The organism is Psychrobacter sp. TB20-MNA-CIBAN-0197, assembly GCF_040309765.1.
Lineage (GTDB): Bacteria > Pseudomonadota > Gammaproteobacteria > Pseudomonadales > Moraxellaceae > Psychrobacter > Psychrobacter submarinus.
Genome location: NZ_JBEOPC010001097.1, coordinates 1 through 250 on the forward strand (window position 1 = coordinate 1; position 250 = coordinate 250).

1 protein-coding gene is annotated in these 250 nt (G+C 63.6%); it reads right to left on the reverse strand.

Features of this window, described 5'->3' with window-relative positions; genetic code table 11:
- Positions 1 to 48 precede the first annotated feature (48 nt).
- A partial coding sequence (locus AAEY83_RS17310; RefSeq protein WP_351061147.1) for a hypothetical protein occupies positions 49 to 250 on the reverse strand: 202 nt, incomplete at its 5' end.

Sequence of the window (250 nt, forward strand, 5' to 3'; positions counted from 1 at the left end):
GTCCACCACCGGTGCCAGGCGCGCGGCGCGGCTGACGGCCATGGCCGGTTACCCGCCCGCCGCAGGGGCGAACAGGGTTTCCAGATAGGCCTGGCTCTCACCCAGATTTATTTTGTCGTTGAGGCCCTGGCGCTGATACCTGACCAGTTGTGGTTGCAGGGAAATCGCCAGATCGGTCTCGCGATCGCCACCGGCTACGTAGGCACCGACGCTGATCAAATCACGGCTCTGCTGATAGCGCGACCAAAGC